The sequence below is a fragment of the Isoptericola sp. Y541 genome (assembly GCF_059445465.1).
In genome coordinates this window covers 245,816-270,165 of the sequence record NZ_JCAIUJ010000005.1, presented here as the reverse complement: position 1 = coordinate 270,165, position 24,350 = coordinate 245,816, and the positions used below count along the sequence as shown (strand labels likewise).

24 protein-coding genes are annotated in these 24,350 nt (G+C 72.5%); 9 read left to right on the top strand and 15 right to left on the bottom strand.

The window, feature by feature from the left end:
- Positions 1 to 79 precede the first annotated feature (79 nt).
- Positions 80 to 919, bottom strand: coding sequence for a helix-turn-helix transcriptional regulator (locus tag AC1C2V_RS13295; RefSeq protein ID WP_495390097.1), 840 nt, complete (start codon positions 917 to 919; stop codon positions 80 to 82).
- Positions 920 to 1,032: 113 nt separating this feature from the next.
- Here AC1C2V_RS13295 and AC1C2V_RS13290 point away from each other — a divergent pair, with 113 nt between their 5' ends.
- On the top strand, positions 1,033 to 1,818 hold the full coding sequence (locus tag AC1C2V_RS13290) for an SDR family oxidoreductase (RefSeq protein WP_495390096.1): 786 nt from the start codon (positions 1,033 to 1,035) through the stop codon (positions 1,816 to 1,818).
- 11 nt (positions 1,819 to 1,829) lie between these two features.
- Here the strand turns inward: AC1C2V_RS13290 and AC1C2V_RS13285 are convergent, their stop codons facing one another.
- On the bottom strand, positions 1,830 to 2,801 hold the full coding sequence (locus AC1C2V_RS13285; protein ID WP_495390095.1) for an SH3 domain-containing protein: 972 nt from the start codon (positions 2,799 to 2,801) through the stop codon (positions 1,830 to 1,832).
- Positions 2,802 to 3,004: 203 nt separating this feature from the next.
- On the opposite strand from AC1C2V_RS13285, the gene AC1C2V_RS13280 reads away from it, so the two are divergent.
- Positions 3,005 to 4,681, top strand: coding sequence for a glycoside hydrolase family 10-like protein (locus tag AC1C2V_RS13280; protein WP_495390094.1), 1,677 nt, complete (start codon positions 3,005 to 3,007; stop codon positions 4,679 to 4,681).
- A 77-nt stretch (positions 4,682 to 4,758) separates the two neighbouring features.
- Here AC1C2V_RS13280 and AC1C2V_RS13275 read toward each other — a convergent pair whose 3' ends face one another.
- Together AC1C2V_RS13275 and AC1C2V_RS13270 are read right to left on the bottom strand one after the other, a co-directional pair.
- Entirely contained in the window at positions 4,759 to 6,003 is a 1,245-nt protein-coding gene (locus AC1C2V_RS13275; protein WP_495390093.1) for an SGNH/GDSL hydrolase family protein, read from the bottom strand.
- 118 nt (positions 6,004 to 6,121) lie between these two features.
- On the bottom strand, positions 6,122 to 7,690 hold the full coding sequence (locus AC1C2V_RS13270) for an AbgT family transporter (RefSeq protein WP_495390092.1): 1,569 nt from the start codon (positions 7,688 to 7,690) through the stop codon (positions 6,122 to 6,124).
- A gap of 109 nt (positions 7,691 to 7,799) precedes the next feature.
- Between AC1C2V_RS13270 and AC1C2V_RS13265 the strand changes: the two genes are divergently transcribed.
- On the top strand, positions 7,800 to 9,161 hold the full coding sequence (locus tag AC1C2V_RS13265) for a M20 family metallopeptidase (protein ID WP_495390091.1): 1,362 nt from the start codon (positions 7,800 to 7,802) through the stop codon (positions 9,159 to 9,161).
- Between the two features lie 84 nt (positions 9,162 to 9,245).
- Here the strand turns inward: AC1C2V_RS13265 and AC1C2V_RS13260 are convergent, their stop codons facing one another.
- The 3 genes from AC1C2V_RS13260 to AC1C2V_RS13250 are packed head-to-tail and all read right to left on the bottom strand — an operon-like array spanning position 9,246 to position 10,613.
- Positions 9,246 to 9,500, bottom strand: coding sequence for a hypothetical protein (locus AC1C2V_RS13260; RefSeq protein WP_495390090.1), 255 nt, complete (start codon positions 9,498 to 9,500; stop codon positions 9,246 to 9,248).
- On the bottom strand, positions 9,484 to 9,621 hold the full coding sequence (locus AC1C2V_RS13255; protein ID WP_495390089.1) for a hypothetical protein: 138 nt from the start codon (positions 9,619 to 9,621) through the stop codon (positions 9,484 to 9,486). Before AC1C2V_RS13255 ends, AC1C2V_RS13260 begins: the two co-directional genes overlap by 17 nt.
- Entirely contained in the window at positions 9,618 to 10,613 is a 996-nt protein-coding gene (locus AC1C2V_RS13250; protein WP_495390088.1) for a metallophosphoesterase N-terminal domain-containing protein, read from the bottom strand. The genes AC1C2V_RS13255 and AC1C2V_RS13250 overlap by 4 nt, the downstream gene beginning before the upstream one ends.
- A gap of 260 nt (positions 10,614 to 10,873) precedes the next feature.
- On the opposite strand from AC1C2V_RS13250, the gene pgm reads away from it, so the two are divergent.
- Positions 10,874 to 12,571 carry a phosphoglucomutase (alpha-D-glucose-1,6-bisphosphate-dependent) gene (gene pgm / locus AC1C2V_RS13245; RefSeq protein ID WP_495390087.1) on the top strand — a complete coding sequence of 566 codons (1,698 nt, stop codon included), beginning with the start codon at positions 10,874 to 10,876 and terminating at the stop codon, positions 12,569 to 12,571.
- A gap of 75 nt (positions 12,572 to 12,646) precedes the next feature.
- Here the strand turns inward: pgm and AC1C2V_RS13240 are convergent, their stop codons facing one another.
- Positions 12,647 to 13,645, bottom strand: a complete 999-nt coding sequence (locus AC1C2V_RS13240) for a GmrSD restriction endonuclease domain-containing protein (RefSeq protein WP_495390086.1) — start codon at positions 13,643 to 13,645, stop codon at positions 12,647 to 12,649.
- On the bottom strand, positions 13,642 to 13,971 hold the full coding sequence (locus AC1C2V_RS13235; protein ID WP_495390085.1) for a GNAT family N-acetyltransferase: 330 nt from the start codon (positions 13,969 to 13,971) through the stop codon (positions 13,642 to 13,644). Before AC1C2V_RS13235 ends, AC1C2V_RS13240 begins: the two co-directional genes overlap by 4 nt.
- Positions 13,972 to 14,029: 58 nt before the next feature.
- On the opposite strand from AC1C2V_RS13235, the gene AC1C2V_RS13230 reads away from it, so the two are divergent.
- Positions 14,030 to 15,310: an MFS transporter gene (locus AC1C2V_RS13230; RefSeq protein ID WP_495390084.1), complete on the top strand. Its 1,281-nt coding sequence runs from the start codon at positions 14,030 to 14,032 to the stop codon at positions 15,308 to 15,310.
- A 65-nt stretch (positions 15,311 to 15,375) separates the two neighbouring features.
- On the opposite strand, the gene AC1C2V_RS13225 is transcribed toward AC1C2V_RS13230, so the two are convergent.
- Together AC1C2V_RS13225 and AC1C2V_RS13220 are read right to left on the bottom strand one after the other, a co-directional pair.
- On the bottom strand, positions 15,376 to 16,701 hold the full coding sequence (locus AC1C2V_RS13225; protein ID WP_495390083.1) for an MFS transporter: 1,326 nt from the start codon (positions 16,699 to 16,701) through the stop codon (positions 15,376 to 15,378).
- A 30-nt stretch (positions 16,702 to 16,731) separates the two neighbouring features.
- Complete coding sequence (locus AC1C2V_RS13220; protein WP_495390082.1) at positions 16,732 to 17,916, bottom strand: VIT1/CCC1 transporter family protein; 1,185 nt, start codon at positions 17,914 to 17,916, stop codon at positions 16,732 to 16,734.
- Positions 17,917 to 18,199: 283 nt separating this feature from the next.
- Between AC1C2V_RS13220 and AC1C2V_RS13215 the strand changes: the two genes are divergently transcribed.
- The gene (locus tag AC1C2V_RS13215; RefSeq protein WP_495390081.1) at positions 18,200 to 18,808 is read left to right on the top strand and encodes a ribonuclease H family protein; all 609 of its coding nucleotides are present in this window, start codon (positions 18,200 to 18,202) and stop codon (positions 18,806 to 18,808) included.
- Between the two features lie 10 nt (positions 18,809 to 18,818).
- Positions 18,819 to 19,742, top strand: a complete 924-nt coding sequence (locus tag AC1C2V_RS13210; protein WP_495390080.1) for a DNA-3-methyladenine glycosylase family protein — start codon at positions 18,819 to 18,821, stop codon at positions 19,740 to 19,742.
- Positions 19,743 to 19,814: 72 nt separating this feature from the next.
- Here the strand turns inward: AC1C2V_RS13210 and AC1C2V_RS13205 are convergent, their stop codons facing one another.
- The 4 genes from AC1C2V_RS13205 to AC1C2V_RS13190 form a co-directional block, all read right to left on the bottom strand.
- Positions 19,815 to 20,000: a hypothetical protein gene (locus tag AC1C2V_RS13205; RefSeq protein ID WP_495390079.1), complete on the bottom strand. Its 186-nt coding sequence runs from the start codon at positions 19,998 to 20,000 to the stop codon at positions 19,815 to 19,817.
- A 155-nt stretch (positions 20,001 to 20,155) separates the two neighbouring features.
- On the bottom strand, positions 20,156 to 20,836 hold the full coding sequence (locus AC1C2V_RS13200; RefSeq protein WP_495390078.1) for a DsbA family oxidoreductase: 681 nt from the start codon (positions 20,834 to 20,836) through the stop codon (positions 20,156 to 20,158).
- Positions 20,837 to 20,921: 85 nt separating this feature from the next.
- Positions 20,922 to 22,439 (bottom strand): flotillin family protein, encoded by a 1,518-nt coding sequence (locus AC1C2V_RS13195; RefSeq protein ID WP_495390077.1) that lies wholly within the window; start codon positions 22,437 to 22,439, stop codon positions 20,922 to 20,924.
- A 55-nt stretch (positions 22,440 to 22,494) separates the two neighbouring features.
- Positions 22,495 to 22,959 (bottom strand): NfeD C-terminal domain-containing protein, encoded by a 465-nt coding sequence (locus AC1C2V_RS13190; RefSeq protein ID WP_495390076.1) that lies wholly within the window; start codon positions 22,957 to 22,959, stop codon positions 22,495 to 22,497.
- 168 nt (positions 22,960 to 23,127) lie between these two features.
- Between AC1C2V_RS13190 and AC1C2V_RS13185 the strand changes: the two genes are divergently transcribed.
- Together AC1C2V_RS13185 and AC1C2V_RS13180 are read left to right on the top strand one after the other, a co-directional pair.
- Positions 23,128 to 23,766 carry a histidine phosphatase family protein gene (locus AC1C2V_RS13185; RefSeq protein WP_495390075.1) on the top strand — a complete coding sequence of 213 codons (639 nt, stop codon included), beginning with the start codon at positions 23,128 to 23,130 and terminating at the stop codon, positions 23,764 to 23,766.
- Positions 23,767 to 23,809: 43 nt separating this feature from the next.
- Positions 23,810 to 24,343: a PH domain-containing protein gene (locus AC1C2V_RS13180; protein ID WP_495390074.1), complete on the top strand. Its 534-nt coding sequence runs from the start codon at positions 23,810 to 23,812 to the stop codon at positions 24,341 to 24,343.
- Positions 24,344 to 24,350 lie beyond the last annotated feature (7 nt).

The following is a 24,350-nucleotide window of genomic DNA, read 5'->3' as shown; positions in this document are numbered from 1 at the left end:
AACAGGCGGTTGACACCGTTATGGGCGGCGTCTGAGGCCCATAACGGGGCCAACCGCCTGTTCGGCGCCCTGCCGGGGCCTACTGAGCCATCGCCTGCCGCCCGAGGACGGCGAGCAGGGCGAGCTTCTCCTCCGCCTCGGAGCGGGGCGGCGCGGTGAGCACGAGTAGCGCCTGGGTCTGGTCCTCCGTGAACAGCACCTGGCAGTCCAGCTCGATCGGGCCGACCTGCGGGTGCAGCAGCGTCTTGTGGTCAGCGAAGCGCTGCGACACCTCGTGCCGGTCCCACAGCTCGGCGAACTCGTCGCTGCGCGCCCGGATCGCGGCGACGAGCTCGCCCGCCCGCGAGCGCGGCCCGAGCATCCCGTGCGCCACGCGCAGGGTCGACACGAGGGCCCGGGACTGCCGGTCCCGGTCGCCGGTGGGGTACGTCTCCCGCTCGGCGGGGTCCGTGAACCAGCGGTAGGTGTCGCTGCGCGCCCAACCGGTCAGCCCCGAGCGGTCGCCGAGCAGCGCGATGGCGAGGTCGTTCGCGACCAGGGTCTCGGCCAACGCGGACAGCACCAGCGCGGGCGTGTCGGACAGCCGGTCGAGCACCCGGCGCAGGGCGGGCGAGACGTGCGACGACATCGTGACGCGGTCCGGCGCGCCCCGGCCCGCGACCCGGAACAGGTAGTCGCGCTCGTCGTCGGTCAGCCGCAGGGCCCGCGCGAGCGACGCCAGCATCTGCTCGCTGGGCTGCGGGCCACGCTGCTGCTCGAGGCGCGTGTAGTAGTCGGCCGACATCGCGGCGAGCGCCGCGACCTCCTCGCGGCGCAGGCCGGCGGTCCGGCGTCGCGCCCCCGCCGGCAGGCCGACGTCGGCGGGCCGCACCGCCTCGCGGCGGTGGCGGAGGAACTCGGACAGTGCGGCGCGATCCATGTGCCCATCGTCCGACGTCGTCGGCCCGTCGGCCAGGCCCCAGCCAGGGATCGCCGGTCCCCCGATGACCGCTCCTCTCCCGCCCGCCACCCCGGCGACGCAGGGTGGACGGCATGGACATCACCCGCAGCACCGTCTTCATCCCCGGCGCGACCAGCGGCATCGGGCTCGCCCTCGCGCTCCGCCTCCAGGCCCGCGGCGCCGCCGTGATCGTGGGCGGCCGGCGCACGGCCCTGCTCGACGAGATCGTCGCGGCCCACCCCGGCATCGATGCCGTCCGCATCGACACCGCCGACCCGGACAGCATCACCGCCGCCAGCCGCGAGGTCCTCGAGCGGCACCCGGATCTCGACGCCGTCGTCGCGATGGCCGGCATCATGCAGGTCGAGGACTGGACGTCGCCGGACTTCCTCGCCACGGCCGAGCGGACCGTGGTCACGAACCTGCTCGGCCCGATCCGCCTCGCCGCCGCCTTCCTGCCGCACCTGCGGACCCGGCGGGCCGCAGGTACGAGCGCCGCGTTCGTCACCGTCTCCTCGGGCCTGGCGCACGTGCCGCTCGCGGTGACGCCCACCTACAACGCGACCAAGGCCGCGATACACCGGCTCAGCGAGGGCATCCGGCTGCAGCTCGAACCGGTGGGCGTGCAGGTGATCGAGATCGTGCCGCCGTCGGTCCGCACGGCGCTCATGCCGGGCCACGAGGAGAACCCGATCGCCCTGCCGCTCGACGATTTCGCGGACGAGGTGGTCGACCTGCTCGCCACGCAGCCCGACGCCCACGAGATCCTCGTCGAGCGCGTGAAGCTCCTCCGGTTCGCCGAGACGTCGGGCGCGTACGACGCGACCCTCGCGCACCTCAACGCGACCGACCCGCACGCCGTCGCGCGCAACGCCTGATCGGCGCTGGTTCACTGCTTCTTCGTATTGAGGTACTTCGCCGCGACGTAGCCCACCTTGCCGTTCACGGAGATCTTGACCCATCCCTTCGAGGGCTCCCAGATCTTCTTCACGGCCTTGCCCCGGTTCATCGAGGTCAGGACCTTGCCGCTCGTGCTCGGCTTGGAGCGCAGGCGCAGCCCGTTGACCTCCACGTACCGCGTGCCGAGAGAGGTCAGCGTCGGCGAGACGTAGGACGAGTGCATCCAGCCGGTGGTGCCGTCCCGCGTCACCTTGCGCCACACGCCCGAGCTGGCGCCCGGCTTGGCCGTCATCACCCGGTTGACCCGAACCTCGCGCACCACGCGGTAGTTCGTGCCCGGCCCGGACCGCAGGTTGACCTTCGTGGTCGTGTAGTAGGTGCACGACTTCGGCACGGTGCGCTTGTACGCCCACGCGGCGCCCGCGGTGAGGGACGCGCCGTGGTTCTTCATCCAGGGCAGCGGGTCGGTGGTCTTGCCCGACCCCTTGTACGCGCCCTTCCAGATCTCCAGGTGCAGGTGCGGGGCGGTCGAGGTGCCGGAGGTGCCGACGTCGGCGATGCGCTGCCCGCGCTTGACGTACTTGCCCTTCTTCACGTATTTGTCGCCGTCGATCACGTGCCCGTAGACGGCGAAGACCTTGCCACCGTTGGCGTTGGACCGGATCACCACCACCTGGCCGAAGCCGGGCGCCGACCCGGCCTTGATCACCGTGCCCGGGGCCACGGACTTGATCTTGGTGCCCTTCTTGGCGCCCATGTCCTGCCCGAGATGAGAGGCGGACGCCGCCTTGATCGGCATGCACCGGGGCCCGTAGTACGACGAGAGCCCGTAGGACTTGTCGGGAAGCGGCCGGACGGCGGCCGACGCGGCACCGGCACCCACGACCCCCGTGCTCAGCGCCACCGCGGTGGCGATCCCCATCGTGAAGCCGGTCGTGATGATGCGTCGCAGAGTGCGCACAGCCGTTCCCCTCAGCGTCAGCGTCCCTCGGGCACCCTTGCCCAGACGCACGGTAAGCACGGGTTGTCCAGGACGCACCCGGGAGCGGAACCCTCCTGCCGGATGACGTGAACCTTCCCGTCAGGGTGCAACTGTGAAACTCTTTTGCGTGTCGCGGGGCGCGCCCCGTGACACAAGGGATTCCCGACCACCGGAGGCCTGCAATGACGCACTCGTCCGCTCCCCACCTCACGCCGGCCGGCGACGGCACCGTCGCCGCCCACGCCGTCGACCGACGCCGCTTCCTCACGCTCGCCACGGCCGGCCTCGCCGGCTCGGCGCTGTCGGTGACCGTCGGCTCGATGACGCCCGCCGGCGCGTCGTCCCTGGCCGGCTCGGCCGCCTCGCGTACCACCGAGCAGCCCACCGACCTCCCCGCCGCCCGCAAGCGAGAGCTGCGCGCGATGTGGATCTCGTCCGTCGTCAACATCGACTGGCCCTCGCGCACCGGCCTGAGCTCCGACGAGCTCAAGGCCGAGTACCGGCACTGGCTGGACGTGGCGGCCGGCATGAACCTCAACGCCGTCTTCGTGCAGGTACGCCCCACGGCGGACGCCTTCTGGCCCAGCCCGTACGAACCGTGGTCGCAGTACCTCACGGGCACCCAGGGCGGCGACCCGGGCTTCGACCCGCTGGGCTTCATCGTGGCGGAGACCCACGCCCGCAACCTCGAGCTGCACGCCTGGTACAACCCGTACCGGGTGTCGATGCAGACCGACCCGGCGCAGCTGATCCCCGAGCACCCGGCCCGGCAGCACCCGGACTGGGTGTGGCCGTACGGCGGCAAGCTCTACTTCGACCCCGGCCTGCCCGAGGCGCGCGAGCACATCTACCGCGCCATCCTGCACAGCGTGGAGCACTACGACCTCGACGGCGTGCACTTCGACGACTACTTCTACCCCTACCCGGTGGCCGGCCAGCCGCTGCCCGACGCCGCCACGTACGCCGAGCACGGCGGCGGCTTCGCGACGATCGAGGAGTGGCGGCGGCACAACGTCGACGAGTTCGTGCGCGAGATCTCCGTGCGGATCAAGGACCTCAAGGGCTGGGTCAAGTTCGGCATCAGCCCGTTCGGCATCTGGCGCAACGCCTCGACCGACCCGAACGGCTCGGACACCGCCGGCTCGCAGTCCTACGACAACCAGTTCGCCGACACGCGCCGGTGGGTGCTCGAGGGTTGGCTCGACTACATCAACCCGCAGATCTACTGGCAGTTCGGGCTCGCCGTCGCCGACTACCTCAAGCTCGTCCCGTGGTGGGCCGACCTCGCCGCACAGTCCGGCACGCACCTGTACATCGGCGAGGCGCTGTACAAGGTGACCTCGGGGGTGTTCACGGACCCCGCGGAGATGACGAACCACCTCACGTACTGCGCCGAGGTCACGGCCCAGGGCACGCCGGTGCACGGCAACGTGTACTTCTCGGCGGTGCACGTGCCGCAGGACCCGCTGGGCTCGATGTCGCAGGTGCGCGCCGACCACTACGCGCACCCCGCCCTGGTCCCGACCATGCCCCGCCTGCCGGTCACCCGGGTGCAGCAGCCGGTGCTCACGCACGCCCACCGCGACCGGGGCGGCGTCGAGCTGCACTGGGTGGACGCCGCCCCGCACCGCCGCCGTGCGACGTCGTTCGCGATCTACCGCGCCGCCGGGAAGGGCGGCCGGGTCGACGTCGACGACGCCACACAGCTGCTCGCCACGGTGCGCTCGGACGGGCGGGTGCTGCAGGACTTCACCGACACCACGGCCGCACGCGGCGAGCGCTACACCTACGTCGTGACGGCGCTCGACCGCCTCTGGAACGAGTCCCGCCCCAGCCGGACACGGACCGTCGCTGGCTGAGCCTGTCCAAACCCCGCTGGTTGAGCTCGTCGAAACCTGGGTTTCGACAAGCTCAACCAGCGTTCGGCGGTCAGCGGTCAGCGGTCGCAGTCGAGCGCGCGGAGGTCGACGGCGTCGGCCATCGCGTCGTACCCGGCGTCGTTGGGGTGCAGGTTGTCCCCGACGTCGTAGCCCTCGAGGAGGCTGCGCGGGTTCTCGGGGTCGCGGGTGGCGGCGTCGAAGTCGATGACGGCGTCGTACTCCCCGCTGGTGCGGGTCCACTCGTTGACCTCGGCGCGGATCTCCTCCTTGTCCTCGTCGTAGTAGGAGGCGCCCTCGAACGGGGTGAGGGTGGCGCCCACGATGCAGACGTCCGCCGCGTGGGCCCGGGCGATGAGCTGCCGGTACGCGGCGACCAGCTGGTCGGCCGACGTGGCGTCGCCGTTGCCGATGTCGTTGATGCCTTCGAGCACGACGACGGTCGCGACGTCCGGCTTGGCCAGCACGTCGCGGTCGAACCGCGCCTGCGCGCTGACCCCGGCGCTGTCCACGAGCACGCGGTTGCCCGAGATCCCCTGGTTCATGACACCGAACCGCTGGGGACCGGGCGCGTCCGCGAGGCGGTCCGCCAGACGGTCCGGCCAGCGGTGGTTCGCGCCGACCGTGGAGCTGTGGCCGTCCGTGATCGAGTCGCCGAGCAGCGCGAGCGTGTCCACGCGCTCGGGCGCGTCCACGACGACCCCGCTCACCCAGTACCAGTGCTCCTCGGTCCGGGTGAACGCGTCCCCGCCCTCGTCGGCGGCGACGTCCCCCGCCTCCGAGACGTAGTTCGTCTGCATGGCGAGGTTGTGGCCGGTGAGCGCCGCCTGCTCGCCCTCGGCGTGCACGCTCACGGCCAGGTTGGCGTCGGCGGGGACCTTCCAGCCCACCGGGTCGCTCAGCACCTGCGCCCCGGGCGGGACGGTGATGCTCGAGGCGCCGGAGAACTCCACCTCGCGGTTGCTCCCGGGCACGACCTCGGCACCCGAGCGCTGGAGCCCGACGTACACGGAGTCGAACGTGACGGGCGCCGTGCCGAACGCGTTCGAGAGCTCGATGCGGACGCCTCGCCCGCCGATGCTGGTGTGCACGACGTTCCGCACGGTCTGGTCCGCGAGGGTCCCCGCGACACGGTCGGCGCTGGCGCCCCAAGTCACGACCTGATCGGTTCTCGACCCCGACCCATGGTCGGAGGCCGGGCTGGCGCCGGCCGTCGGCGCGGCGGCCGACACCCCCACGACGGCGGTGGACGCCGCGAGGAGGATGGTGAGGGTGCGACGAACGGCGGTTCCGGTCTGAGGCATCGTTGACTCCTGGTCCGGTTCTTCAGGATGACGCAGCAACCGTCGCCCGGACTGTGGCTTCGCGCAACCGTTGGTTGAGCTTGCGTCGTCCTGAGCCTGTCGAAGGACGACGCCGAGCTCAACCAGCGGAGGAGAGGAAGATTCCGTTGCCCGGGCCGACGGGCAGGTCGAGGAAGAAGAACACCGTCAGGATCGCCGCCCACACCAGCCAGAAGCAGACGGTGAACGGCAGCAGCCGCGCCATCACGGTGCCGAGCCCCGCCTGCGGCTCCCATCGCCGCAGGTATGTGAGCAGCACGATCATGTACGGGTTGAGCGGGGTGATGATCTGCGTCGCCGAGTCGCCCACGCGGAACGCGGCCTGCACGAAGCCGGGCTCGTAGCCGATCAGGGCGAACATCGGGACGAAGACGGCGGCCATGAGGGTCCACAGGGCCGAGCCCGAGATGATGAACAGGTTGAGCAGCGACGCGACGACGAGGAAGCCGAGGATCGCGCCGTAGCCGGTGAGCCCGATCGACTCGAGCGCCGACGCCCCGGACACCGCGATCCACTGCCCCACGCCGGACCAGTTGAACAGCGCGATGAACTGGCCGAGCACGAACGCCAGGACGACGAAGCCGATCATGTCCTTGAGCGCCCGGCCGAACATCACCGGGACGTCCTCGATCCGGCGCACCGTGCCGACCGTGCGCCCGTAGACGATCGCCGGGATCAGGAACAGCGTGAAGACGATGAACACGATCGAGCTGAGCAGCGGCGACTCGGGCAGGAACCCGCCGTCCTCGTTGCGCCACGGCGACCCGGGCACGAGCAAGGCGGCGATCATCACGGCGGCGACACCCAGCGCCATCAGCAGGGCGTGGCGCAGGCCGCGGCGCTCGTCGTCCGTGGTGGCTGCGGTCGCGTTCGCGAGCGGGTCTTCGCCGTCGGTGGCGACCTGCTCCAGGGGCACGCCCTGGCGCCGGATGCGCGGCTCGAGCACCTTGTCGATGAGGAAGCCCGCGAGCAGCGCCAGAACGATCGAGGAGACCGAGTTGAAGAACCAGTTGGACAGCGGGTTCACCGGGTCGCCCGGGTTCGGCAGGATCTGCGCGACCGAGCTGGTGATGCCCGCGAACAGGGCGTCGAGGCTGGTCACCAGGATGTTCGTGGAGTAGCCGGCGCCCGCCGCGGCGAACCCGCCGAGCAGGCCCGCGACGGGGTGCCGGCCGGCGGCCCGGAAGACCATCGCTGCCAGCGGCGGGATGATGATGAAGGCGGTGTCGGCCATGATGCTGCCCATCACGCCGACGAAGCCGACGGCGTAGGCCAGCGCCCACCGCGGGGCGGAGCCGAAGGCGTAGCGCACGGCGGCCCCGAGCAGCCCGGACTTCTCCGCCACCCCCACCGCCATGAGGATCGGCAGCACCGTGACCAGCGGCGGGAAGCCGAGGAAGTTGGCGCCGAGGTTCTCGGTCAGCCACGTGAGCCCTTCGGCGGTGAACAGGCCCTTGACCTCGACGACCTCGTCGCTGCCGGGCATCTGCACCGTCACCCCGGCGAGCGCCATGCCGGTCGACGCGACGGCGATGACGCCGAAGAGGATGAGGAACAGGGTGAAGGGCTCGGGGAGCTTGTTGCCGACCCGCTCGACGCCGGCGAGGAACCGGTCGGTGCGGGATCGTGCGTCGACGGTGCTGGTCACGCGAGCCGACGTTAGTGGTCCGGATCACACGATGCGAGAGTTTCGTCCGCATCGTGAGATTCGCGCCGTTCGTCCGCGCGGCGGGTCCCGCCTCCCTACGATGCCTGACATGAGTACCCGACCCAGCACCGCCTACCTCGACCACCTCTTCGAGGAGGCCGAGACGAAGCGGCGCGCGACGACGCCTCCCGCCGCCGCCCCGTCACCCCTGGACGAGACCGTGACCGCCGCCGTCGAGCACGCCGCGGAGGCGCTCGAGCCCGAGCTGCGCGAGATCATCGAGCGGCTGCACTCTGACCCGGAGCCCGCGTTCGAGGAGCACCGCAGCGCCGCCGCCCTGGTCGAGGTGCTCGCCCGGCACGGGATCGCGGCAGAGCTCGGCGCGCACGGCGTCCCGACGGCCTTCCGGGCGGAGCTCGGCTCTTCCGAGAGTGCAGGCGGCGGCACCGACGGGCCCACGATCGCGATCTGCGCGGAGTACGACGCGCTGCCCGTCATCGGGCACGCCTGCGGCCACAACGTCATCGCCGCCGCCGGGGTGGGCGCGTTCCTCGCGCTGCAGGGCGTCATGACGTCCGAGGGCAGTTCTTCACGCCCGGCACCGGTCGGCCGGGTCGTGCTGCTCGGCACCCCGGCCGAGGAGGGGCACTCCGGCAAGGAGGTGCTGGCGCGTGCGGGGGCGTTCGACGACGTCGACGCGGCGATCATGGTGCACCCGTACGGGCAGGACGTCGCCGAGCAGGTGTGGCTCGGCCGCCGGCTCCTCACGTGGACGTTCACGGGCCGGGCGGCGCACGCGTCGGCGCAGCCGTTCATGGGTCGCAACGCGCTGGACGCGGCGAACCTCGCCTACCAGGGCATCGGCCTGCTGCGGCAGCAGATGCCGCCCGTGGACCGCGTGCACGCGACGGTCGCCGAGGGCGGCACCCGGCCCAGCATCATCACCGAGCGCGCGGTCATGAGGCTGTACGCCCGCTCGAAGTACCCGGACACCCTGCGCGACCTGTCGGAGCGGCTCGACGACATCGCCCGCGGCGCGGCGCTCATGACCGGCACCGAGGTAGAGATCGCCTGGGACGACGGCGCGCTGCCGAGCCTGCCGGTGCGCACCAACGCCGCGCTCACCGAGCGCTGGGTGGCGGCGCAGCGCCGGCGGGGGCGCGACCCGCTGCCGGCCGGCGTCGTCTCCGAGAGCCTCGCCGCGTCCACCGACTTCGGCAACGTCTCGTTCCGCGTGCCGGGGATGCACCCGCTGGTGCAGGTCTCGGGCCCGGAGGTGGCGCTGCACACCGCGGAGTTCGCCGACGCCGCCGCCGGGCCCGCCGCCGTCTCCGCCGCCGTCGACAGCGCGTGCGGGCTGGCCCTCACCGCCCTCGAGTACCTCACCGACGACGCCCTGCGCGCGGCCGTGCACGACGAGTTCGCCGCCCAGGGCGGCCCGCTCGACGTGCCCCGCTACTTCGCTGGTTGAGCCTGTCGAAACCCGCTTCGCTGGTTGAGCCTGTCGAAACCCACGGACCAGGTTTCGACAGGCTCGACCAGCGAACGGAACGGGTCAGCGCGCGGCGTCCTCCCCCGGGTCGGCGGGCCCGACGAGCTCGGGCTGCCGGGTGCCGCCGTCACGCAGCAGGTTCGGCTGCGCGGCGGGCCGCTCGTCGGCCACGGTGAACCGGACGGTCTCGGGGAACTCCCGGCCCGGTTGTCGGTGGCCGTCACCGTCGCGGCGTGGTGCCCTCGTCGAGGTCGGCCGGAACCGGCAGGCGCGCCACAGGTGGGCGTTCGACCGGGTGGCGTTACCGCCAGCTGTCACCCGCGAGGTCCTCGGCGCTGACCAGGTGCTGGTCGCCGAGCGCCGGCGCGTCGCCCTGCTTGCCGCCGTCGCGCCACGCCAGGGCCTGGCCGGCCCAGTCGCGCCAGTGCGGCGTGTTCACGCCGAGCGCGAGCTGCAGGTCGTCGGGCTCGCCGCGGACCGTGTAGCGCTCGGAGAACTGGATGCCGTCGAGCTCCAGCGTGAGGACGCCCGGTCGTGCGCCGTGCTCGAGGGTCTCGTACAGCGCGGCGGCGTTCTCGGTGATGACGTCCCGGTGGTCGACGGCGCGTGCGCCGCGACGACGACGAGCTTGCCCTTCGGCACCTCGGCGAGGTCGTTCTCGAGCCACTCCAGCTGCTGGTCGTCGATCGCCTCGGCGTAGCCGCCGGGGGCCTGGCCCTTGTCGGTGATGTTGTCCAGCACGACGGCGTGTGCCTGGCCGACGTCGTACGAGAAGTAGCCCGGGCCCACCTCCTGGCGGAAGGTGTCGAGGGCGTGGGAGTCGTCCGCCGCGTCGTAGTCCATGTCGTGATTGCCGGGCGCCATGCGGACAGGCCCGTTGGCGGCGGCGTAGATGTCCTTGAGCGCCGGGTAGAGGCTCAGGTCGTCGCCCACGTTGTCGCCGAGCAGCAGGATGCCGCAGCTCGCGTAGTCGTCGCGGGCCATGAGGTCCGCCACGGCGCCGTCCCGGGCGTAGCCCACCTGGGTGAGGTCGTACGTCTGGGTGTCCGCCGCGATCGGGCAACTCTGCGCCGCCTTCGCCGTGGCCTTGTCCTTCGCGAGCGGGAAGTTGACCGCCTCCGGCAGCGGCCCGGTGACCGGGATGCCGCCGTACTGCAGCTCCGGCGATCCCTCAGGCAGGTGGTTGTAGCTGAACTGCGCGACCTTCTGCTCGTCCACGGGCACCTGGTAGCCCGCGGGCTGGGTGACGAAGACGGTCATGTTGTCGAACGCCGGGATGCTGAAGCGGCCCTTGCCGTCCGTGGTGACCACGTCGCGGCCGTTGGAGACCGTGACGCCGGCGATGCCCCTCTCGCGCTTGTCCTGGACCAGCCCGAGGAGCGGGGCGAGCCCTGCGACGGCGCAGGTCAGACGTGTGCTGCGGGGGTTCATGTACGTCCTCCGGGGTCTGGGAGAGCGGATCGAGTACACGCCCTCGTCAGGGCGCTCCGGCATGCCGACGACGACGCTAGTGAGCCAAGGCAGCCGTCCGGTGACGTCGAGACGCCGGGCAGCGGAACGTCAGGGGGAGCCCGGCGAACTCTCAGCGAACCTCGCGCGGCCGGGGTACCAGCGCTCGCGCCCCGCTCGGATCCCCGCTATCACCCGCGGGCGGGGCGGACACCCGGGGTGCGGACTGGCAGTATCGACCTATGCACGAGCGCGCGGGGAAGCCGGCCCAGGACATCGACCTCATCGACGTCGACACGGTGGTGGGGGCGTACTACGACCTCACGCCGGACGCGGACGACCCGGCCCAGCAGGTGGCGTTCGGCACGTCGGGCCACCGCGGGTCCAGCCTGGACACCGCGTTCAACGAGGCCCACATCGCCGCGATCACGCAGGCGATCGTCGAGTACCGCGCGTCGCAGGGCACGGACGGCCCGCTGTTCATCGGTCGGGACACGCACGCGCTGTCGCTGCCCGCGTGGCAGACGGCGCTGGAGGTGCTCGCCGCGGCGGGCGTCACCGTGATGGTCGACGCGCGCGACTCGTTCACGCCCACGCCCGCGGTGTCGCAGTCGATCCTCATCCACAACGGCGCCGCCACCGAGGACGGGGTGCGCACCCACGGCCCGGGCATGGCCGACGGCATCGTCGTCACGCCGTCGCACAACCCGCCGCGCGACGGCGGATTCAAGTACAACCCGCCGCACGGCGGGCCCGCCGGGTCGGAGGCCACCGGCTGGATCGCCGACCGCGCCAACGAGATCCTGCGCGCCGGCGGCCTCGCCTCGGTGCGCCGCGTCTCCCTCGAGGACGCCCTGTCCGCAGAGACCACCCACAAGCACGACTTCCTCACCACCTACATCGACGACCTGCCGAACGTCATCGACGTCGAGGCGATCCGCGCCGCGGGCGTACGCATCGGCGCCGACCCGCTGGGCGGTGCGTCGGTGGAGTACTGGGGGGCGATCGGCGAGCGGTTCGGCCTGGACCTCACCGTGGTGAACCCGCAGGTCGACCCGCGCTGGGCGTTCATGACGCTCGACTGGGACGGCAAGATCCGCATGGACTGCAGCTCGCCGTACGCGATGGCGTCGCTGGTGGAGCGCATGGTGTCGACAGGCTCAGCCGGCGGGGCGGCGCCGTTCGACATCGCGACCGGCAACGACGCGGACTCCGACCGGCACGGCATCGTCACGCCCGACGCCGGCCTGATGAACCCGAACCACTACCTCGCGGTCGCGATCGAGTACCTGTACGGCGGGGCACGTCCCGGCTGGCCGGATGGAGCCGCGATCGGCAAGACGCTCGTCTCCTCGGCGCTGATCGACCGGGTCGCGGACGGCCTCGGCCGCCGCCTCGTCGAGGTGCCGGTGGGCTTCAAGTGGTTCGTGCCCGGCCTGCTCACGGGCGAGATCGGGTTCGGCGGCGAGGAGTCCGCGGGAGCGTCGTTCCTGCGCCGCGACGGCCGCGTGTGGTCCACCGACAAGGACGGCCTGCTGCTCGCGCTGCTCGCCTCGGAGATCCTCGCGACCACCGGGCGCTCACCGTCCGAGCACCACGCCGACCTCGTGGCCCGCCACGGCGAGTCCTGGTACGCCCGCGTGGACGCACCCGCGTCGCGCGAGCAGAAGGGGAAGCTCGCCGCGCTCTCCCCCGACCAGGTCACCTCGACGACCCTAGCCGGGCAGGACATCACCGCCACGCTCACCGAGGCGCCCGGCAACGGCGCGAAGATCGGCGGCCTCAAGGTCACGACCGACGACGCGTGGTTCGCCGCCCGCCCGTCCGGCACCGAGGACGTGTACAAGATCTACGCCGAGTCGTTCGTGTCCGCCGACCACCTTGCCGAGGTCCAGGCCGAGGCGAAGACCCTGGTGGACGGCGCGCTGCGTGAATCCTGATCCGCGACGCAGGGGCGTCGGCGCCGTCAGCGACGACGCGGTGGCGCTCCCCGCTTGATTCACTCGCACCCGGCGCTACTCACAACCCACTCCGTCGCCGTCCCGGTCGAGACGTGAGGAGTAGCCGGGGTCGCCGCGGTGCACCGGGGCGGCCCCGGCCTCGTGCGCCTCGCCGCAGTTCGCGAACGGCTCCCGCTCGTCAGAGGACTGGTCGTCAGCGTTCTGCTCGTCAGGCTCCGGCGCCGTCCCGGTCGCGTCGACGTGCGGGGCGAGGCCGCCGGTGGGCAGCGGCTCGTCGGGGCACCCGGCGAGCACGCGGGCGACGGCGTCGTACTCCGCCTGCGTGACCCACAGCTCGTACGCCTGCTTCACGGCCACCTGCCGTGCCACGTACTGGCAGCGGAACACCTTGTTCGGCGGCAGCCACGTGGCGGCGTCGCCGTCCCCCTTGCCGGAGTTCGCCGGGCCGTCGACGGCGAGCAGGTTCAGCGGGTCGTTGGCGAGCTGCCGCCGCGACTCGGCGTCGAGCTGCTGCGCGCCCTTCTGCCACGCGTCCGACAGCGCGACGAGGTGGTCGATCTGCACCGCCGTCGACGTCTCCTGCCCGCGCTGGAAGTCGATCGTCGTCGCGGTGTACGGGTCGGCGAGCACGCCGGTCAGCACGAGGCAGTCATGGGTGTCGGGGTCCGTCGTGGTGCGGGTCAGGTCGCGGGCCAGGATGTCGTTGCGCGTGTCGCAGCCGTTGCGGTCGACGTCCGCCCAGGCCGGCCCGAACTGCTCGCGCTCGTACCCCGTCTTCGGCGCGCGGCCCTTGATCGGCAGCTCGTCGAGGGCCGCGAGCGCAGAACCGACCTCAGCGGGCTCGGACGGCTCGGGCTCGGACGGCTCGGGCTCGGACGGCTCGGGCTCGGAGACAGCCGGAGCGGACGTGGCGGGCGCAGCATCGTCGGCGACCTCGCCGCCGAGATCCGTCCCACCCGGCTCGACCCCACCCGCACACGCACCGGCGAGCAGCGCGACAGCGACACCCAGGGCGGCGAGCCCGCCGCGCCGGGTGGAGGACGGGGCCCTCACCGGGCGGAGTGCGCGAGCAGGTCGGCGTACTCCGGGTGCCGCTGCACGTAAGCCTTGATGAACGGGCACAGCGGGACGATCTTCTCCCCCGCCGCGCGCACCTGGTCCAGCGCGCCGCGCGCGAGCTGCGCACCGATCCCCTGCCCCTCGAGGGCGGGGTCCACCTCCGTGTGCAGGAAGGTGACGACGCTCCCCGACCGCTCGTAGTACGCGCCGCCGGCGGTGCTGCCGTCGTCGAGCCGGGCGACGAACACCTGCTCGTCGCGGTCGTCGACGACCGTGACGGACGGTGAGGTGGGCCGGGGGTCGGGGGTGTCGTCGCTCATGGGGACATCCTGGCCGCCGCCGCCGACATCTGTCGCCACCCGGTGGGAGAATCCGCCGGTGACAGTGCCCACTCCCGAGGTCCCCGACGCGGCGCCGGTGACCCGGGCCCGCAATCCGTACCTCGACGTCCTGCGCGAGCCCGGCGCCGCCCGGTTCTCCGTGGCCGGTGTGATCGCCCGGCTCCCGATGTCGATGGTCGGCATCGGCACCGTGCTGATGGTGCAGGGCCTGTACGGCTCGTACGCGATGGCGGGCCGCGTCTCCGCCGTCCTCGTGGTGGCGCAGGCGCTGGTGGCGCCGCAGATCGCGCGGCTGGTGGACCGCGCCGGCCAGTCCAGGGTGATGACCCCCATGCTGGTGGCGACGACGGTCGGCCTGTTAGGGCTGGCGGCGGCGGCGGTGCTGGGCGCCCCCGAGTGGATGTTGTGGGTGTGCGCCGCGGTGGGTGGCGCGAGCCAGGGCTCGTACGGGTCGCTCGCGCGGGCACGGTGGTCGTACATCCTCCCCGAGCCGCGGCGGGTGCATACGGCCTACTCCCTCGAGTCGGCGCTCGACGAGCTGGTCTTCATCGTGGGCCCCGTGGTGGCCACGACCCTCGCGACGACGGTCGCCCCGGCGGGCGGCCTGCTGGTGGCGGCGGTCGTGGGCGGCGCCGGCGCGGCCTGGTTCCTCACGCAGCGGGGCACGGAGCCGCCCGCTCGGCCTCGCGCCACTGGGCTTCATGAGGGCGGGGCGCCGCAGGACGCCGAGGGCCGATCGGCGATCCGGATGCCGGGGATGCCGGTGCTCGCCGTGGTCTTCGTCGGCATGGGCGTGATGTTCGGCTCGAGCGACGTCGCGACCGTGGCGTTCGCCGAGGAACAGGGGGTCAAGGGGCTGGCAGGCCTGGTGCTCGGCTGCTTCGCCCTCGGCTCGATGGTCTCGGGGCTGGCGTACGGCGCGCGGCACTGGCTGACACCGCTCTCGACCCGCTTCACGATCACCGCGTGCGGCATCGCCGTCGGGGTCTCGCTGTTCTTCTTCGTGCAGAACCTCGTGGTGCTGGCCGCGGTGATGTTCGTGGCCGGGTTCGCCATCGCGCCCACGCTCATCAACGGCAACGCCCTGGTGCAGGCCCTCGTGGCGCCGCACCAGCTCACCGAGGGTCTCACCTGGGTGGGCACGTCGCTGGGCGTGGGGGTCTCGCTCGGGTCGTGGCTCGCCGGTGTCGCGGTGGACACCGCCAGTTCGCATTCCGGTTTTCTCGTCACGATGTCGGGCGGCTGGCTGTGCGCGCTCCTCGCGCTGGCGGCGCTGCCGGGCATGCGACGACGGCAGCCGTACGCCCCCGCCGGTTGAGCTTGTCGAAACCAAGGGTTCGACCCTTCGACAGGCTCAGGGCAGCGCAAGCTCAACCAGCGAGGTCAGGGCTCCGGGTGGTGGGCGTCGTAGCGCCAGAACCGCGGCTGGAGCCGGACGACGAGCCAGAGGACGGCGATGCACGCGAGGCCGCCGACCACCGCGGCCCACCCCTCGCCGAACCACGTGGCCTCGCTGCCGAGCACCATCTCGCCGAGCCGAGGGCCGCCCGCGACCACCACGATGAAGACGCCCTGCAGGCGGCCGCGCATGTGGTCGGGGGTGGCGGTCTGCAGGATGGACTGCCGGAAGACGGACGAGATCGCGTCGGAGCCGCCGGCCAGGAGGAGCGCGACGCCGGCGAGCACGACGGCGCCCCACAGCACGCCGTCCGGGGCGCCCGGGCCCACCGCGACGAGCACGGCGCCGAACGCGGTGATGCACAAGCCCCACGACGTGATCGCCCAGACGATGATCCGGCCCTGCCAGCGCACGCGCACCAGGGCGCCGGAGAACACGCTCGCCAGGATGCCGCCGATGGCGAACCCGGCCGCCAGCACGCCCGTCGTCGTCTCCCCGCCGCCCAGGTAGAGCGCGCCCGCGGCCGGCCACAGCACGCGCGGGAAGGCGAGGACCATCGCCGCGAGGTCGACCAGGAACGTGGTGCGCACGTTGGGTCGCGTGGCGAGATAACGCAGCCCGTCGAGCACCGAGCTCAACCCGACGCGGCGACGGGCGGGGACGGCGTCGGCCTCGCCGGTGACCTCGCCGCCGACCTCGCCGGCCGTCGGTTCGGGCGGGACCGGCGGCAGCCGCCAGACCGCCCACAGGGCGGCGGCGAACAGCAGCGCGTCGAACGAGTACGCGATGCCGTAGCCGCCCCAGCCCACGAGCGTCGCTCCGATGAGCGGTCCCCCGGTGAGCGCGATGTTCATCGACAGCGTCTGCAGCGCGTTGGCCGCCGGCATGAGCTGCGGCTCGAGCAGGCGCGGCACGATCGACGAACGCGCCGGGTTGTTGATGGCGAAGGCAGCGGACTGCACCGCCACCAGCGCGTACAGCAGGTTCACCGAGCCGACGTCGAGCCAGGCCTGCGCGGCGATGCCCGCCGTCACCAGCCACAGCACCGACGACGCGAGGAGCGAGACGGTGCGCCGGTCGTAGTGGTCCACCAGCGCCCCGCCGTACAGGCCGAGGGCCACCAGCGGCACGAGCGCCGCGATGCCGAGCGTGCCCACCGCGAGCGTCGAGCCGGTCAGCGAATACACCTGCAGCCCGACTGCGACGACCGTGATCTGCGTGCCGATGTTCGACACGCCGAGCCCCCACCACAGCCGCCGGAACGCCGGGGAGACCCGGAGCGGCGTGAGGTCGGCGATCAGGCGGGGCACGGTGCCCCACCGTAGGCGTGTGCCGCGGGATCAGGCGACCGTCGTGCCGAACGCAAGGCCGAGCAGGTACGTGACGCCGGCCGCGCCCAGGCCGATGGCGACCTGTCGCAGCGCCCGCGTCCAGGGCGACGTGCCCGACAGCAGGCCGGTGATCGCGCCCGTGACCAACAGCGACACGCCGACCAGGACGCACGCCACGAGGACCGCCTGGCCACCCGTGAGCCCGAGCAGGTACGGCAGCACGGGGATCAGCGCGCCCGACGCGAAGAAGCAGAAGCTCGAGATCGCGGCCCCCCAGGCCGTGCCGTGGGTCTCGAGGTCCGCTTGCTCCGACGACTCGGCCGACTCAGGGGAGGCTGTCTCGACGTCGGCGTCGTGGTCCAGCACCTCGGGCGCGAGCGTCCCCGTCGCGGCCAGGCCCGCCAGCACGTGGTCGGCCCGCCCCTGCGCCTCGTCCGGCGACATCCCGCGCGCCCGGTAGACGAGGGCCAGCTCGTTGGAGTCGACGTCGAGGTGCGGCAGGACGGTCGCGCTCTTCGGGTCCGGCGTGGACGCCTCGAGCAGCTCCCGCTGTGACCGCACCGAGACGAATTCCCCCGCCCCCATGGACAGGGCCCCGGCGAGCAGGCCCGCCACGCCGGTGAGCAGCACGGTCTGCGACGAGACCCCGGACGCCCCGATACCGAGCACGAGGGCGAGGTTGGAGACGAGGCCGTCGTTGGCGCCGAAGACGGCGGCGCGGAACGTGCCGGACATCCGGTTGCGGCCCCGGGTCGCGAGGGCCCGCACCACCTCGCCGTGGATCTGCTCGTCGGCCGCCATGGTGGCGGTCGCGAACTCTTCGCGGTCGTACGTCGAGCGGGCCTCGGCCCGTTGCGCGAGGGCGAGCACGAAGACGCCGCCGAACCGGCGCGCGAGGAGGCCGAGCATGCGGGTCCGCAGGTCCCCGCGCAGCGGGTGCCCGACGTCGTCACCCAGCAGGTCGAGCCAGTGCTGCTCGTGCCGCCGCTCGGCGTCGGCGAGGGCGAGCAGGATCGCGCGCTCCTCGCCGGTCCGGCGCCGGGCGAGGTCGCGATAGGTCGCCGCCTCGGCCCGCTCGTCGGCGAGGTAGCGGCGCCACCGGCGCACGTCCGCGGGCCGGCGGGCCGGTCCGTCGTGAGGGTGCGCCGTCGTCGCGTCGCGCGCAGCGCTGCCACCAGCCGTGCCGTCATCCATGCCGTCATGATCGCCGCTGCGGCGCGGCCGTGGGTTCCGGCCGGAGCCGCGCCCGCTTCCGGGGCTTCGCGCCACGTTTTTCGGATGTCCGCACCCGCCGTGTGGACACGCACCCGAGTGTCACCGGCACGGGGCACAATAGGGGCGGCGCCCGGGGTCTGCCCGAGCGTCGCTCGTGGGCGGCCTCGTGGGTGACCTCGTGGGTGAACAGGAGCGGCAAGCCAGCAACAGGAACATCAACCAGGAGCAGGACACCAGGGCTCGGACACTGGGGGACTCCGGCGTGATCATTGTCAGCACCGACGGCTCGTGCCTCCGCAACCCCGGAGGCGCGATCGGCTGGGCGTGGATCGCCCACGACGGCGGCCGGTTCGACTCCGGCGGCGCCGCGTCCGGAACCAACCAGGTCGCGGAGCTCACCGCCCTGCAGCGCGCGATCGAGGCGCACCCGGGGGCAGAGCCGCTCTTCATCGAGTCGGACTCCCAGTACGCGATCCGCTGCGCGTCGGAGTGGATCCACGGGTGGAAGCGCAAGGGCTGGCGCACGGCCTCCGGCGGCCCCGTGAAGAACCTGGAGCTGATCCAGGCGATCGACCTCGCGATCACCGGCCGCGAGGGCCCGGTCCGGTTCCGCTGGGTGCGCGGTCACGTGGGCAACCCGTTCAACGAGCGGGCCGACCAGCTCGCCGGCCTCGCGGCACAGGAGTGGGCCGCGGGCCGCGGCCGCGTCGACGAGTTGCTCGTGATGGACGACGCCGCCTCGGAGGGCCCGGCGCGGGACGACGGCGGCCCCAAGGACGCGGAGCGCCCGGCCGCGAGGCCGCCCCGCGATGCCGAGCCGGTGGGTGCCCGAGCCGACACCGGCTGGGAGCTCGGAACCCTCTTTGACTAGCACCGACCTTTTGAACAGCCTCGACGCCCAGATCGTCGTCGAGCACACCTCCGACCGCCCGGTCGACCTCGGCCTGACGCTCACCCCGCTGCGGCACGGCGCGTACGACCCGACGTTCCACCGCACCCCCGACGGCACGGTCTGGCGCACGACCCTCGTACGGTCCGGCCCCGTCACCCAGCGGCTCGTCCCCACGAGCGACCGGACCGTCGTCGCGCAGCACTGGGGGCCGGGCGCCCGGGAGGTGGCCGACGACCTGCCGCACCTGCTCGGCGAGGCCGACGACACGACCGGGTTCACGCCGCCCCTGCAGGCGCGCGACGCCGTGCGGCGGGCGGCCGGCCTGCGGATGTGCCGCAGCGGCCGCGTGCTGGAGGCGCTGGTGCCGGCGATCCTCGAGCAGAAGGTGCAGGTCGTGACGGCGCACCGCGCGTGGCGGTGGCTCGTCCTGCGGCACGGCACGCCCGCTCCAGGCCCTGCGCCCGACGGGTTGCGCGTGGTTCCCACCGCCCGGGGCTGGGCCGCCGTCCCGACGTGGGACTGGCACCGCGCGGGCGTCGACCCCCGCCGCGCACGCACGATCGTGCGGAGCGCCCAGGTGGCCGCCCGCCTCGAGCAGGCCGGCACGCTGGCCGGCGCCGAGGCGCGGGCACGGCTCGAGAAGGTGGCCGGGGTGGGTGTGTGGACGTCGGCCGAGGTGGCACAGCGCGCGTTCGGCGACGCCGACGCCGTGTCGGTGGGCGACTTCCACCTCGCCGGCGCCGTCGGCTGGGCCCTGACGGGCGAGCGCACCGACGACGAGGGGATGCTGCGACTCCTCGCGCCCTACGCGCCGCACCGGCACCGGGTGGTGCGCCTGCTGTTCCTCGAGCGCCGGGCACAGGCGCCGCGCCGAGGGCCGCGCCTGTCGATCGCGGACTACCGCGCGTTCTGAGCGACCTGTGGTTGAGCTTGTCGAAACCTGGTCTCGACAAGCTCGACCGGCGTCACTCGGGCTCGACCGGCGTCACTCGGGCAGGGCGCACACGCCGTCGACGCAGACGGCGCCGTCGTCGCCGAGAAGCTGCAGCGGGCGTTCGCCGCCGGGGGTGTCATGATGCGGGGCCGCGGCCTCCGCGGCGCTGACGGACATCAACGTGGTGCGGCGCGGGTTGGCGATCGAGTGGGACGAGCTCGCGGTGGCGTCAAACATGATCCTCCTCCAAGGGCCTCACGGCCGCGGGGCTCGAGCCTGTTCGACCCCTCCGCGACGTTGCCCGCGACGGTGCGGGACGAGGCTTCGATTCTGAGTGATACCGCGTCTCACTGCCAGGCGTGGCGTTGTGAGATGCGCCTCGTTGGGCCGCGTCAGGCGGCATCACCCTCGGCCCGGACCTGGTCGAGCACCTGGACGAAGACGTCCGGGTCCTGCGCACCCGAGACGCCGTACCGCCCGTCGAGCACGAAGAACGGGACGCCGTTGATGCCATACGCCCGGGCGCGCGCGATGTCGTCCTCGACCGCCTCGGCGAACGTGCCGGCATTGAGGGCGATGACGACCGCCTCGCGCTCGAGGCCGACCTCCGCGGCGAGGTCGGCGAGCTCCTCGACGTGGCCCACGTGCTCGCCCTCCGTGAAGTACGCGCGCAGCAGGCGCTCCTTCATCTCCGACTGCTTGCCGAAGGCCTTGGCGATGTGCAGCAGCTCGTGCGCCTTGAGCGTCTTGGTGTGCTTCACCTGGTCCATGCGGTAGGTGAGGCCCTCGGTCGCTGCGAGCTGGGTCACCTGGTCCTGCATCTGCTGGGCGGTCTCCAGCGGGATGCCCTTGTGCTCGGCGAGGAACTCGGTGGCCGAGCCCTCGAAGTCCACGGGCGTGTCGGGGGAGAGCTCGAACGAGTGGTATTCGATCTCCACCTCCGGCGCCGCCCCGTCGCGCTCGGCGATCCGCTCCAGCGCGGACTCGAACCGGCGCTTGCCGATGTAGCACCAGGGGCACGCGACGTCGGACCAGACGTCGATCTTGAGAGGAGCCGTTTTCAGAGGAGTCACGACAAGGCGAACGCCCCGCCCCGGGTCTCGATTCCCGGGGCGGGGCGTGGCGTGCGTCGCACGGCCCGATCGCGTCAGGTCAGCGTCAGTTCAGCGGTACCGCACCGTTCGCGCTCTCGGCGGGCTTCGTGCCCGACCCTGCGGCCGACCTTGCGGCCGGGCTTGCGGGCGTCAGCTGGGAGCCGGCGATGCCCGCGATGAGCTCGTGGATGTCCACCCCGGTGAGCTGCTTGATGACGCCCTGCCCCTCGCCGAGCACGGACGCGACCGACTTCGTCACCGACGACGCGCCGTCGGTCGAGATCACCGTCATGCCCTGGATCGAGCCGATCGGCTCCGCGGCGGCCCGGACGATCTCGGGCAGGCGCTCGATGAGCTCCTGCACGAGCGCCGCCTCGCCGTACTTCTTGAGCGCCTCGGCCTTGGCGTCCGTGGCGACGGCCTCGGCGCGGCCCTCGGCCTCGACGGCGAACGCCTTGGCCTCGCCCTCCGCCTTGACACCGGCGGCGAGGGCGATCTGCCGGTCACGCTCGGCCTCGCCCGCACGGCGGACGGCGGTGGCCGACGCCTCGGCGTCCTGGATGGCGGCCGTCTTGTTCGCCTCCGCGATCGTGGTCCGCTTGAAGGCCTCGGCCTCCGTGGCGGCGTTCGCCGCGTCACGACGAGCCGTGGCCTCCTGGACCTCCGCGTACGCCTGCGCCTCGGCCGGCTTGCGGACCTCGATGTCCAGGCGCTCCTGCGTGACGCGGGCCTTCTCGGCCAGCGCCTCACGCTCCTGCTGCGCCACGAGGCGGTCCTGCTCGGCCCGGGCGAGCTGACCGGAGGCGTCGGCCTGGGCGTTGGCGCGGTCCGTGTCGGCCTTGATGACCGCCTTCTTCAGGTCGAGCGCCTTCTGCCGCTCGGCGATCTGCTCGGCCGCCTCGATGACGGCGAACTCCGACACCCGGCGGGCCTCCGCCTCGGAGACCTCCGCGACCTGGAGCGCGCGGGCGCCCTCGGCGCGGCCGAGGTTCGCCAGGTATTCCGATCCCGGGGTGGAGATGTCGGAGATGTTGAGCAGGTCGACCTGCAGGCCCTGCTCGGACAGGTCGGTCTTGGTCGACTCGACGACGCGGTCGGACAGGCCCTTGCGGTCCGAGATGATCTGCTCGATCGTCATGTCACCGACGATGGAGCGCAGCGAGCCCTCGAGGGACTCCTTGATGATCTCGGTGAGCATCTCCTGCTGGGACAGGAAGCGCTGGGCGGCGCGGCGCACGCCCTCGTCGTCCCCGCGGACCTTGAAGTTGATCGACGCCTTGATCGCGATCTTGATGCGGTTCTTGTCCACACCCTCGACCGTGATGCCGATCTGGCGCTGCTCGAGGGAGATCGCGAAGCCCTGCTGCAGGATCGGCCAGACGAACGTGCGGCCGCCGATGACGACCCGCTGGCTCTGCCCGGCGGATGCCGTACGACCGGCCCCGCGGCCGACGATGACGAGCGCCTGGTTGGGCGGGACCCGGCGGATGCGCTGGGCGACGAAGGCGCCGACGGCGAGCAGCGCGACGACGAGCGCCGCGACCGCGATCGTGGTGATGAACGTGGGGTCGTTGGTAGACATGGTGGTGCGCGCCGAGGGCGCGACTCCTTCCAGCTGGGAGGGGAGGGTGCGTGCGTCAGCGGGTGTGCAACCCGACCCGCACGGTGGAGCCGGAGTGCTCGAGGACGACGACGCGCGAGCCCGCCGCGATCGGCTCGTCCGACCGGGCGAGCCGGCGCTCGAGCTCGCTGGGGACGTCGATGGAGACCTCGCCCGACGTCGGCGTCAGGTCCGTCATCGCGGTGCCGTGTGCCCCGACCAGCGAGACGGCGACGCCGTCGTCGCTCGACGCCAGCCGGTGCACCAGCACTTGCGCGAGAAGGATGGCCAGCACCCCCAGCGCCGCGGACGCCACGTAGGCGATCCAGACGTCGAGACCGTTGGCGACGACGATCGTGCCGACCGCGCCGAACACCACCGCCCCCACGCCGATGGACGTCCCCGACAGCGCCCCGTCCCCGAGGTCGACCAGGTCGCCCACGAGGAGCGAGACGAGCAGCAGGACCATCCCTGCCGCGCCGATGAGGACGAAGACGAGCACGCGGTCTCCCCGGGTGGTGTCGCGAGTGATGAAGATGTGATGGTCGTGTGACGACCGGCACAGTCTAGCGAACTCTGGGAACGCCCTGGACACGCCGTCCACAGCCCTTCGAGATGCCCCGCAGCTCTTCGACGTGCCCCGCCGGAGACGCTGCGCGATGCTCGGACCATGGCCCTCGTGCCGAGCAAGGACCCCCAGCTGGTGCTGCTGCGCCACGGCGAGACGGAGTGGAGCGCGAGCGGCCAGCACACCGGCCGCACCGACATCCCGCTCACGCCGGCGGGCGAGGAGCAGGCCCGCACGGCCGGCCGCGCGCTCGCCGGCATCCCCTTCACCGTCGTGTACACGTCACCGCTGGAGCGCGCTCGGCGCACCGCCGAGCTCGCGGGGCACCCGGACGCCACCGTCGACCCCGACCTCGCCGAGTGGGACTACGGACCCGTCGACGGCCGCTCCAGCGCAGACGTCTCCGACCTCGTCGGCCACGACTTCCAGATCTTCGACGACGGCGTGCACCTGCTGCCGCCCGACCCGGAGTACGGCGAGGGCCGCGAGGGCGAGCTGCTCGAGGACGTGGCCGCCCGCGCACGGCGCTTCGTCGAGCGCGCCGACGCCACCCTGAGCGACGGCGGCAACGTGCTGGCCGTGGCCCACGGGCACCTGCTGCGGGTGCTGGCCACGGCGTGGCTCGGCATCGACCCCCGCTTCGGGTCCCGGCTCGAGCTCGGCACCGCGGCGATCTGCCAGCTCGGCTACGGGCATGCCCTGCGGACCATCGAGGGCTGGAACCTGCCGCCGCACGTCTGACCGGCGTGCCACCGGCCGGCGCAGTTCTGGCACCATGTCCGGCATGGCGCTGAACGAGGACCACCTCATCGACGGCGAGCACGTCGTCCTGGAACTGCACGAGCACGCGAAGGCCCTGATCTGGCCGTTCCTGCTCCTGGTGCTCCTGCTGGTCGCCGCGGCGTTCTCGTTCGTCGTCCCGGTCGACGACCTTGCCCGCTGGATCGTGCTCGGCCTGCTCGCCGTCGTCGCGATCGTGTGGGTGTTCGTGCCGTGGCTGAAGTGGCGCACCACGTCGTGGACCGTCACCACCAAGCGCATCGCCATGCGGTCCGGGATCGTCACGCGCGTGGGCCGCGACATCCCGCTGTACCGGATCAACGACATCGCGCTCGAGAAGGACCTCGTGGACCGGCTGCTCGGCTGCGGCACCCTGCAGGTCTCCGACGCCACCGAGAAGGCGGGCATGGTGCTGCGCGACGTGCCGCACGTCGAGCAGGTGCACGTCCAGCTGCAGGAACTGCTGCACGCCGCCGACGACGGCTCAGACGACGGCGAGTGGCCGCCCGCCGAGCCGTCGCGCGGCCGCCGGCGCTGAGCTAGCC